We start from the raw sequence: 10,296 nt of genomic DNA on the forward strand, positions 1-10,296 counted from the left end.
CGCCCCAGCCAATCGCCCCGCCCCCAACAACAGCAGGTGGTTGGCCACGAAGTTGAGCAGCCACAGCAGGTCCACATACACCACGGTCACCGGCATCTCCCCCTTTGTCTGACGCCCTATGATTATATCCCCATCTCCCCTTCAAAAAAGGTCAAAGGGTGGAGTTCTTATGGCGTCATGACCAGGATCTTCCCCTCCATGATATTGGTTATTTTTGAAAATAATGGTTGACGCCACCAAAAAATTTTTTTACAATATAACCGAAAGGAAGTGAGTGAACTGCAAAAAACGTTCCGTCTCTGTTTTATTTCTCTTTTTCTCCTGTTTTCTCTCTCCCTGACCGCCCGCGCTGCACAATTGAATGTAACTCGATACAAGCAAGTAAAGTCGAATTGGTGTTGGGCTGCATGTGCTCAAATGATTGGATGATGAAATCAATGTAGACGAAATCCCCCTCATCATGCGCATGCAGTGGAACTCTGGCGGTGGACACGTGTTGGTGCTGTGTGGTGTCACAGGTGACAATTTGACCTTAATCGACCCTTGGGAAAATTGTGTAACGAGAAGCTACTCCTATGTCGCACTACTCAATGGAACATCCATTCAATCAGGAACTGGATACTACTCACACACATGGATGTCTTGCTAAAGTGCCACATAATAGAAAGGAGGTTTTGACGTATGGTACGAAAATGGTTTGTATGCCTGGTATCCCTTTGTATTCTGGCCGCCGCACTCCCCATTCACGCCCCCGCTGCGGCCACCTCACCCCCCTCAGACTTTTCCCAAGTCTGCCCAGATCCGTCCCAACTGGAGCAAGAGATTCTCTCCCATCTCACCGTGGCGTATGAGAACACGTTGCCCACCCTTTCCACTCCGGAGAGTGAGGAAGATGCAATCCCTACGTCCGTAGATTTTTCCACTGCCATTCCCGTCTACATTGACACCGAGTTGGAGAACCTGTCTTTGGTGCAGCAAGCCGATATTCAAGCTCATCTGGAGCAATGCGTCTCCGTCTGGGTCATTCCCATGCAGGTGGGCTCTCTGTACGCCACGGTAACACTGGCCAAAGGACTGCCACTCAATCCAGAAACTGCGCATCTCATGACCCCTGCGGAACAGACTTCTGTTCAGGAAAAAGAAGGCCTATGGACCGTGAGTGAAGTGGCCATGTACACCGATTTCACCCCATATTCCACCCAAATCTCCCAACTGGAACAGGCGGGAATCACCACGGAAGATGCGGTTTTGGTGGGTGGACTACCCGGCATTCGTATGCCTATGCTGTTGCTGTTTGAAGACGACATCGCCTCCTACTGGTATCCCATGGGAGACTATGGACCTTCCGAGGCGGAAGTCACTGGCTCCTATGTCCATCAGGCCAGGTTCCAAGGTGAATCTCTGCACCCCTTCTATGACTATGAAGCGGTCCTTTCCTATGCCAAGACCAATCAAACCTCCACCCAGACGGACAGCTCGGGTATGCCCAACGGCTCTACCAGCCAGGGCCCCACACTGGTGGATTTTGTCCCACTCTTGGTGGCAGGGGCATTCCTCATCGTTGTCCTTTTGGTAGCTTTATGGGTGCTCCGCCGTCGGAAGAAATAATTCACAAAACATGAACATGCCCGTGAGCGTGGGAATCACCCAGGCTCACGGGCATGTTTCGTAGTTACAGTTCTTGCAGGGCTCCCAGCAGGGTGTCCATCTCGGCATCGGTGCCAATGGAAATGCGCAGCCAGTTGGAAATAGCCGGGTTGGACCACCACCGTACCAGCACCCCACGCTCCCGCAGGCCGTCCAACAGGGCCTTCCCGGACTTGTCCGGATGGGAGACAAAGAGGAAGTTGGCCTGAGAGGGCAGTACCGTGTACCCCATCTCCAGCAGCCGTTGGGCGGTGCGCTCCCGGGTGGCCATTACCTTTTGACAGGTCTGTGTAAAGTAGTCCTCGTCCTCCACGGCAGCCGCCGCCCCCGCCTGGGCTAGGCGGTCCACGGTGTAGGAGTTGATGGAGTCTCGGACACAGCACAGGCCCTGGATGAGGTTCGGGTTTCCCATGGCCCAGCCCACCCGCAGCCCAGCCAGGGCTCGGGACTTGGAGGCGGTCTGGATGACCAGCAGGTTGGGATAGCGGTCAATGAGCCCCACCGAGCTCTCCCCGCCGAAGTCCACGTAGGCCTCGTCCACGATGACCACCACGTCCGGGTTGGCACGCAGCAGCTTCTCCACCACCTCCCGGGACACGCCCTGTCCGGTAGGGGCGTTGGGATTACACAGCACCACGCCGCCGTTTTTCCCCATCAGCTCCTCCACCGGGGTGGAGAAGTCCGGGTTCATGGGCACTTGGCGGCAAGTGAGGCCAAAGTAGTTGGTGTACACGGGATAAAAGCTGTAGGTGATCTGGGGAAAGACGATCTCTTTGTCCGGGTCAAAAAAGGCCTGGAAAGCAAAAGCCAGCACCTCATCCGAGCCGTTGGAGCAAAACACCTGGTCCGGGCTGAGCCCCTCCCGCCGGGCAATAGCACAGCGCAGCTCCAGGCACTCCGGGTCCGGGTAGAGGCGCAGCGTCTCCCCCGCTGCTCGGGTGATGGCCTCCACCACCTTGGGAGAGGGCGGGTAGGGGCACTCATTGGTGTTGAGCTTCACAAAGGTCTGGCCCTTGGGCTGCTCCCCCGGTACATAGGGCACCGCATCCACAATGCGGCGGCTCCAAAACTCTTTCATGCCTGTCCCTCCTCTCGTTTCACCCGCTTGATGGCCTTCTCTGCCTTGGCCCGGGGAATCATCATCTCCCGCTGGCAGCCCAGACAGCGCAGCTTAAAGTCCATTCCCACCCGCAGCACCTGCCAGTCCTTGCAGCCACAGGGGTGTTGCTTCTTCATCTCCAGCACGTCGCCGACCTGTATATCCATGGGCATGGGATGCCCCTCCTCTCATTGGTGTTTGATCTTGTCCCAGTAGGCCTTAGCGGCCTGCTCGGTCTTATTAGGGCCGTACTCATAGTACACCCGCCCCACCAGAGCGTCGGGCAGATACTGCTGCTTCACCCAGTGGTTGGGGAAGTCGTGGGGGTAGAGATACCCCTGCTCCCGCTCAAAGCCTGTGCCGTCGGCGTGGACATTTTGCAGGTGTCGGGGGAAGTCCCCGGTCTTGCCCGCCCGCACATCCGCCATGGCGGCATTGATGGCGTCATGGCCCGAGTTGGACTTGGGGGCGGTGGCCATGAGGATGGCGGCATCCGCCAGGGCTAGCCGGGCCTCCGGCAGCCCCAGCATGGTGGCCGCATCCACGCAGGCCTTGACAATGGGGATGACCTGGGGATAGGCCAGTCCCACATCCTCGCAGGCGATGACCATCAGCCGCCGACAGGCGGACAGCAGGTCCCCCGCCTCCAGCAGCCGGGCCAGATAGTGCACCGCCGCATCGGGGTCCGAGCCCCGGATGGACTTTTGCAGGGCGGACAGAATGTCGTAGTGCTGGTCTCCGTCCCGGTCATAGCGCATGGAGGAGCGCTGGGCCACCAGTTTGGCATCTGCCATGGTGATGGTCCGCACCCCGTCCGGGGTAGCGGCGGCATTCATGAGCACCTCCACCCCGTTGAGGGCCTTGCGCACGTCTCCCCCGCTGGCCTGGGCCAGGTACTCCTTCACCCCGTCCTCCCAGCAGCTCTCTCCGCCTAGCTCCTCGTCCATGAGCTTCACCGCCCGCTCCACCGCCGGGAGCAGGTCCTCCGGGGTGAGGGCCTTGAACTCAAAGACGGTGGACCGGGACAGGATGGCGTTGAAGATGGTGAAATAGGGGTTTTCCGTGGTAGAGGCAATAAGGGTGATCTTTCCCGTCTCGATATAGTCCAGAAGGGTCTGCTGCTGCTTTTTATTGAAGTACTGAATCTCGTCCAAATAGAGCAGCACCCCGTTGGGGGCCAGCAGCGTCCCCACCTGGTCCATCACCTCCCGCACGTCGGCCAGAGAGGCGGTGGTGGCGTTGAGGCGGCGCAGGGTGCGCCCGGACCGCTTGGCGATGATGTCCGCCACGGTGGTTTTCCCTGTACCCGAGGGGCCGTAGAACACCATATTGGGGATGTTGCCGCTGTCCACAATCCGGCGCAGCAGGCCGTTCTCCCCCAAGATATGTCGCTGACCCACCACGTGGTCCAAGGTCTGTGGCCGAATGCGATCTGCCAAGGGCTGATACATACCCCCTGCACCGTCCTTTCTTTTGTCAATTCTCTTGTGACATTTTAGCACACAAAAGCGGTTCCCGCAAGGGCGAAGGGGAACCCCTCACCTGCCCTTGCCCTGACACCGGGCCAGATGGGCAATGGCACAGGCGGCCCGGCGCACCTGCTGGGAGGTGTTGAACGCCGAGCAGCTCAGGCGCACCGTCCCAGTGTCCAGGGTGCCCGCCGTCTTGTGGGCCAGCGGGGCGCAGTGCAGCCCCGCCCGCATGGCGATACCCCGGCGGGCCAGCCAGCTTCCCACCTCTTCGCAGTCCATCCCCTCCACGGTGATGGAGCACACCCCCGTCTGGGTTCCCTTGGGGCCTCGGAATACTCGCACCCCAGGCACTTGCTCCAAACCGTCCATCAGCTGGCCGCTCAGACATTCCTCATAGGCACCGATGCGGTCCACGCCCTTGCACCGGACAAAGCGCAGTCCAGCCAACAATCCCGCCGCCCCAGAGACGTTCTGGGTACCCGCCTCCAGGCGGTCGGGGAGAACGTCCGGCATGGTCTGGTTTTGGGACTCGCTGCCCGTACCCCCGTACAGCAGCGGGGCAGGCTGCTCCTCTCCGCACAGCAACAGCCCGGTGCCCTGGGGCCCGTACAGTCCCTTGTGACCCGGCATGGCCACATAGGCCGCCCCCCACTCTGACAGGCGCACAGGCAGACACCCAGCGGACTGGGAGGCGTCCACAATCAGGGGCACTCCTCGCTCCCGGCACATCCGGGCCAGCTCACCTATGGGCATAATAAAGCCGAAGACATTGGAGACATGGGTGCAGACCACCACATCCACCCCCCGCCGCAACTCCTCCTCAAAGGCGGCCAGCATCCCCGCCTGGTCAAACACTGGGGCCTGGGCCACCCGGATGGTCAGGTCCCCCCGGGCACACAGAGGGCGGGTGACAGCGTTGTGCTCATAGCCGGAGATGAGCACGGTGTGCCCAGGGCGCACCAGGGCGTGGATGGCTAAATTCAGCGCATGGGTGGCGTTGTAGGTGAGCACCACCTGCTCTGGATTGGGTACATCGAAGAGCTGGGCCGCCGTCTCCCGCAGCGCGTAGAGGGTATCCGCTGCCCGCATCCCCGCCCCATGTCCGCCTCGGCCAGGGCTGGCCATATGTGTCATGGCCCATGCGGTGGCAGAGGGCACCGAGGCGGGCTTCTCCATGGTGGTGGCTGCGCTATCCAAGTAGATCATACCGATACCTCCTCATAGCTCCCGTCCTCCAGCTGCTGATAGATACCACGGGGGACAAGCTTTGCCTCCCGCATCAGCTCCACCGCCCGCTCCAGCCACCGCTGAGACACTTTGATGCAGTATGCGCACCCCGCCTGGGCAATGAGCCGGGGCGCTCGCACCAGATAGGCAGAAATGCCGGCCCGCTCCAGCAGCCGCACCCCACGCTGGGCATAGGTCAGGGAGCGGCATACAATCAGATCATATACCATATGGTATCATTTCCCTTCCCGTTGGATGGTCCGCTCCCACAAAAAAAGATACGGACGCTCTTGCACATCCTATGCACAAGAGCGTCCGCGTGATAGTCCAGGGGCCTGTTGCAAAATTGTGGTTTTGCAACAGGCCCTTCCATTTTATCAATCCCTCCGACTCGTCGGTGCGGACTTTGTATCCCTCGCCTCGCCCCTGAGAGGCGGGGCAAGTCTCGCTCACGCCGTCGCACCTCCTCTCCCCACCAAACCCGCTGGCGCTGGGCTTTGGCGGGGACCCCATAATACCGTGCCACCTCCCTTTGCACAAGGGAGGCTTTTCACCGGGAAAATTCTTTACATTTCTGCTTTACAGGAGAAACTTGCATGCAAGAAAATTCTTTCTGACTAGAGAACCCAGGCTAAAGACTTGGTAAACGCGAAATGTGACACAAGCAAAAAAACACCAAAACTGTACATTTGCAAAAAATCGAGTATGCCCTCAAACTCACAACAAACGTTCGTAAGAAGGCCTGCTATTATTACGCAACACACTTGTTATTGGCTTTTTCTGTAATTGTTGATATTTGTTAATATGGTTATGATTATAACTAAATCTAAAAACACCCAAAAAAACATATATTCAGAAATTCCTATCCCATCAATAACAAAAACAACCAACTCCAAAACCATAACAATAAACCATAATGCCACCTGCGTCAGTAATAAAATGAACCTAGCTTTCTTGCCCTCTGTGACTTTTTTCCTCCCCATAGTTCACCTACTCATCTAGTGCAAGTTTATAAATTCCCTTAAACCTTTAGATTAAAAAATTCAGTACTCCCCAAACAGCTGCACCCGAAATTCCAAGTGTTGCTGTAATACACCCGACAGCAGCTGCGGCTCCAGCCTTCCATGCGCCACGACTTCGTCATTGGCAAGGACGTGGACAAGCGCTCATAAAGCATAAGTTTACTAGGTTGCCTGCCTGATTAGAGTTAGGCTAGATGTTACAACTATGCTTATTTCCTCACAAATCGTGTGAATACAAAAACAAAAAAGAACGCTACTATTCCACTTGCTATTGATTGTACGAGTGTAGATGTCTCATTGAGAAAATAATGATTTACAATAAACAAAACCAATGTCATACACACAACAAGTAATGCAGCAAGTAGACCAGATTTAATCTTTTTATCACTCATTGCGAAGTCCTTTCTACCTATCCAATATATATATATACTTTTACTTGGCAAAAACGGAACATCAACAGAGAACTTAACTCCCGACGTAATGCGAGTACGAGATATTGATCCACCAATAATCCATCCGATTGCTGCACCAAGTATTCCACCTACAACGGGGCCCAGTTAACTAGCTAACGCTCCACCTGCTGGCCCAGCTATTGCCATACCTATTCCTGTGCATACAATAGTACATATTGCGCTAATGGTTATTTAAGCAAAAATGATAAAACGAGCACCGCAGTACTTAGAGCGCCTAACAAAAGCCAGACAAGCTACGGATAATGAGATATAATGCTAGTGGAGGTGAAAGGTATGACAAAGAAGCTAGTAAGAGATGAACTGTGGTCAATCGTGGAACACCTTCTTCCTCAGCATATACCTTCGCCCAAAGGCGGGCGTCCTCGTATCTCTGATCGAGCAGCTTTAACTGGAATCATCTTTGTGCTTAAAACAGGAATACCATGGGAAGAGCTCCCACAGGAGATGGGATGTGGAAGTGGTATGACCTGCTGGCGTAGGCTGCAAGAGTGGCAAAAAGCCGGTGTTTGGGAGAAAATTCATTGCAGTATTCTACAAACCCTGCACGATGCTCATAAAATCGACTGGACCAGAGTTTGCATTGACAGTTCTGTGATCCAGGCAAAAAGGGGGGCCAACTCACAGGACCCAACCCTGTAGATCGAGGCCGACCTGGAAGCAAACATCACGTCATAACGGACCGGAATGGTATTCCACTGGCGGTTGCCCTCACTGCTGCCAATAGGAATGACTGCAAAATGTTAACTCATATGTTGGATAACCTGCCCATTTTAAACACATTTCAGGGTGGACCTTCTTGCCACCCCAAAAAACTACATGCAGATAAGGCATATGATTACTCATTTTGCAGGCAGGCGTGTACGCTACGCAATATTATTCCACGAATTGCTAGACGCGGTGTAGAGAGTTCTTCTCATCTCGGAAAACACCGCTGGGTTGTTGAGCGCACTTTTGCCTGGCTCCATCGATATCGACGCTTACTCGTTCGTTATGAGCGGAGGGCAGATATCCATTCGGCCTTCCTTACCCTTGCGGTTGCTCTCATTGCCTTTAAGTTTTGTTAGGCACTCTTAGGCCCCCTTGTGTAAAGGGGGCTGGACCCGTAGGTGACTGGGGGATTGTCTGTCCATGTGGTTGGGCAATCGGTGTATTTTGCAACGGCCCTTCTTTGTTTATCGGTTCAGAAGTGCCACAGCGTGGGCGGCCATGCCCTCGCCGGAGCCGGTGAAGCCCAGCCCCTCCTCGGTGGTGGCCTTGACGTTGACGCAGTCCTCCTCCACCCCCAGCACCTGGGCGATGTTGCGCCGCATCTGGGGGATGTGGCTGGCCAGCTTGGGCCGCTGGGCCAGGATGGTGGCGTCCACGTTGCCCACGGTGTACCCCTTCTCGGTGAGCATATCCCGGACCCGGGCCAGCAGCACCATGCTGTCAATGCCCGCATAGGCGGGGTCGTTGTCCGGGAAGGCGTGGCCGATGTCCCACAGCCCAGCGGCGCCCAGCAGGGCGTCCATCACCGCATGTACCAGTACGTCCGCATCCGAGTGGCCCAACAGTCCCTTTTCCCAGGGAATGTCCACGCCCCCCAAAATGAGCTTGCGCCCCTCTACCAGACGGTGCACGTCGTATCCATGTCCCACTCGCATCATTGGTTCCATCCCTCCAGAATCACCCGGGCCACCGCCAGGTCCGCCGGGGTGGTCAATTTGATGTTGTTCCGGTCCCCCTCCACCAGGGACACCGGCATGCCCAGCCGCTCCACCGCCGAACAGTCGTCGGTGAGGGGGGCATTGTCCTGCAGCGCCTTCTCCAGGGCGCCCCGGATCAGGTCTGCGTCAAAAATCTGCGGGGTCTGTACCGCAAAGAGGGTGGACCGGTCCGGGGTGTGGTCCACCACCCCGTTCACCGCCACCTTGATGGTGTCCTGCACCGGGATGGCGGGGGCGGCGGCCCCCGTCTGGGCGGCCTTGTCCACTACACGCTCCATCACCTGGGAACTCACAAAGGGCCGAGCCCCGTCGTGGATACCAATGAGCTTGGCCTGAGGGGACACCTCGCCCACCCCCAGTTGGGCAGACTCCACCCGGGTGGCGCCGCCCCGTACCACTTTCGTCACTTTTGTGAGTGCCATCTCCCGGGCCAGGGCCGCCACAGGGCCCACCAGGTCCTCCCGGGTGACCACCACGATCTCCTCCACCCGGTCACTGGCCTCCAGGGCTGCCAGGGTGTGGGCCAGCACCGGCCGACCGTCCAGCTCCAGGAACATCTTATCCTGTCCCATGCGCTGGGAGGAGCCCGCCGCCACCACAACCATAGCACAGCCGGGGGCCTGTGGTCCCTTTCGTTTCCGTCCAAACAATGACATAGTTTCTCCTCCAGAGTTGAAAAACGCCGGGGAACTCCTCAGAGCATCACAAACCTCACGTCTATGAAAACAGTGCTGACCATTCTGCTCTGAAAAGCCCTCGGCAGAGTTTTCCCGCCTCTCGGCGGGGAAAAAATCATAATCAGTTTTTCCCGGGGACATGCGCATCGGGAAAAACACCGCTCAGTCCACCAGTGTGTCCTTGGGTCGTCCTCTGACCCAAGGATGCGCGCAGTGGACTGCATCTTCTCTCAAACATGCTGGCATGTTTGAGAAGCCCTTCGGCTCCTTTTTTATTTTATTGGTGCAGAACCTTGTTGACCCGCTCCTCCACTGCCTCATAGGGCATGCTCTGGGCCAACACCAGCTCGGAAATCAAAATCTGCTTGGCTGAGTGGAGCATCTTCCGCTCCCCGGTAGACAGCCCCTTCTGGGTCTCCCGGTACATCAGCCCCTTGACCACCTTAGCCACCTCCAGCAAATTTCCGCTTTTGATGCGCAGCATATTCTCCCGGTAACGTTGGTTCCAGTTGGACGTCATGTCCACCTGAATGTCCTCCATCTCCGAGAGAATATGGGTGGCCTCCTGACCGGACACCACGGGGCGGACGCCGATCTCGTCGCTGTGTTCTGTGGGAATCATGACCATCATGCTTCCCGTCGATAGTTTGAGCAAATAGTAGTCCTGAACCTTCCCAGCTACCTTCTTGCGCACAATGGAGTCAATGACTCCTGCCCCATGCATAGGATGTACCACCTTATCACCAATCTGATACACGATTCCACCTCCCAAATGTGTATAATATCACAAAGTTAGTATACCCCTTTTCCCAATGCAATGCAAGCGGGAGGAAAATATTTTCCCAGAAAAATACGCTCTGTTTACAATAGGAACCCCCCGGCATAGCCGGGGGTTCTTCATATGCGGGCAAAGCCCTTTGTTACTAGCCACGCCTCAAGGCGTTAGTACGGTCTGCCACTTGCGAAAGATTAG

The 10,296-nt window shown here is 56.5% G+C and carries 10 protein-coding genes; 2 read left to right on the forward strand and 8 right to left on the reverse strand.

Features of this window, described 5'->3' with window-relative positions; genetic code table 11:
* The first annotated feature begins 681 nt into the window (after positions 1-681).
* Positions 682-1,608, forward strand: a complete 927-nt coding sequence (locus B5F22_RS11485; RefSeq protein ID WP_087392657.1) for a hypothetical protein — start codon at positions 682-684, stop codon at positions 1,606-1,608.
* Between the two features lie 64 nt (positions 1,609-1,672).
* On the opposite strand, the gene hisC is transcribed toward B5F22_RS11485, so the two are convergent.
* The 5 genes from hisC to B5F22_RS11510 all read right to left on the reverse strand — a co-directional run bounded on the left by hisC (position 1,673) and on the right by B5F22_RS11510 (position 5,675).
* Complete coding sequence (gene hisC / locus B5F22_RS11490) at positions 1,673-2,725, reverse strand: histidinol-phosphate transaminase (protein WP_087233919.1); 1,053 nt, start codon at positions 2,723-2,725, stop codon at positions 1,673-1,675.
* Positions 2,722-2,913 (reverse strand): DUF951 domain-containing protein, encoded by a 192-nt coding sequence (locus B5F22_RS11495; protein WP_087233933.1) that lies wholly within the window; start codon positions 2,911-2,913, stop codon positions 2,722-2,724. The genes hisC and B5F22_RS11495 overlap by 4 nt, the downstream gene beginning before the upstream one ends.
* A 21-nt stretch (positions 2,914-2,934) precedes the next feature.
* Positions 2,935-4,197 carry a replication-associated recombination protein A gene (locus B5F22_RS11500; protein WP_087392658.1) on the reverse strand — a complete coding sequence of 421 codons (1,263 nt, stop codon included), beginning with the start codon at positions 4,195-4,197 and terminating at the stop codon, positions 2,935-2,937.
* A gap of 87 nt (positions 4,198-4,284) precedes the next feature.
* Positions 4,285-5,424 carry an aminotransferase class V-fold PLP-dependent enzyme gene (locus B5F22_RS11505; protein ID WP_087392659.1) on the reverse strand — a complete coding sequence of 380 codons (1,140 nt, stop codon included), beginning with the start codon at positions 5,422-5,424 and terminating at the stop codon, positions 4,285-4,287.
* Positions 5,421-5,675: a DUF3343 domain-containing protein gene (locus tag B5F22_RS11510; RefSeq protein ID WP_087233913.1), complete on the reverse strand. Its 255-nt coding sequence runs from the start codon at positions 5,673-5,675 to the stop codon at positions 5,421-5,423. Before B5F22_RS11510 ends, B5F22_RS11505 begins: the two co-directional genes overlap by 4 nt.
* Positions 5,676-7,213: 1,538 nt before the next feature.
* Here B5F22_RS11510 and B5F22_RS11520 point away from each other — a divergent pair.
* Positions 7,214-8,004 (forward strand): IS5 family transposase gene (locus tag B5F22_RS11520; protein WP_087392660.1). Its coding sequence is split into 2 segments (ribosomal slippage): positions 7,214-7,535 and positions 7,535-8,004, totalling 792 coding nucleotides; the frame shifts between segments, so codons are not numbered across the junction.
* Positions 8,005-8,112: 108 nt separating this feature from the next.
* Here the strand turns inward: B5F22_RS11520 and ispF are convergent.
* The 3 genes from ispF to B5F22_RS11535 all read right to left on the reverse strand — a co-directional run bounded on the left by ispF (position 8,113) and on the right by B5F22_RS11535 (position 10,080).
* Positions 8,113-8,583 carry a 2-C-methyl-D-erythritol 2,4-cyclodiphosphate synthase gene (gene ispF / locus B5F22_RS11525; protein ID WP_087392662.1) on the reverse strand — a complete coding sequence of 157 codons (471 nt, stop codon included), beginning with the start codon at positions 8,581-8,583 and terminating at the stop codon, positions 8,113-8,115.
* A complete protein-coding gene (ispD, locus tag B5F22_RS11530; protein WP_087392661.1) occupies positions 8,583-9,302 on the reverse strand; it encodes a 2-C-methyl-D-erythritol 4-phosphate cytidylyltransferase in 720 nt (239 codons plus the stop codon). The genes ispF and ispD overlap by 1 nt, the downstream gene beginning before the upstream one ends.
* A gap of 298 nt (positions 9,303-9,600) precedes the next feature.
* Positions 9,601-10,080 (reverse strand): CarD family transcriptional regulator, encoded by a 480-nt coding sequence (locus B5F22_RS11535; protein ID WP_087370584.1) that lies wholly within the window; start codon positions 10,078-10,080, stop codon positions 9,601-9,603.
* Positions 10,081-10,296 lie beyond the last annotated feature (216 nt).

The organism is Pseudoflavonifractor sp. An187 (genome assembly GCF_002160275.1).
Taxonomy (GTDB): Bacteria; Bacillota; Clostridia; order Oscillospirales; family Oscillospiraceae; genus Enterenecus; species Enterenecus faecium.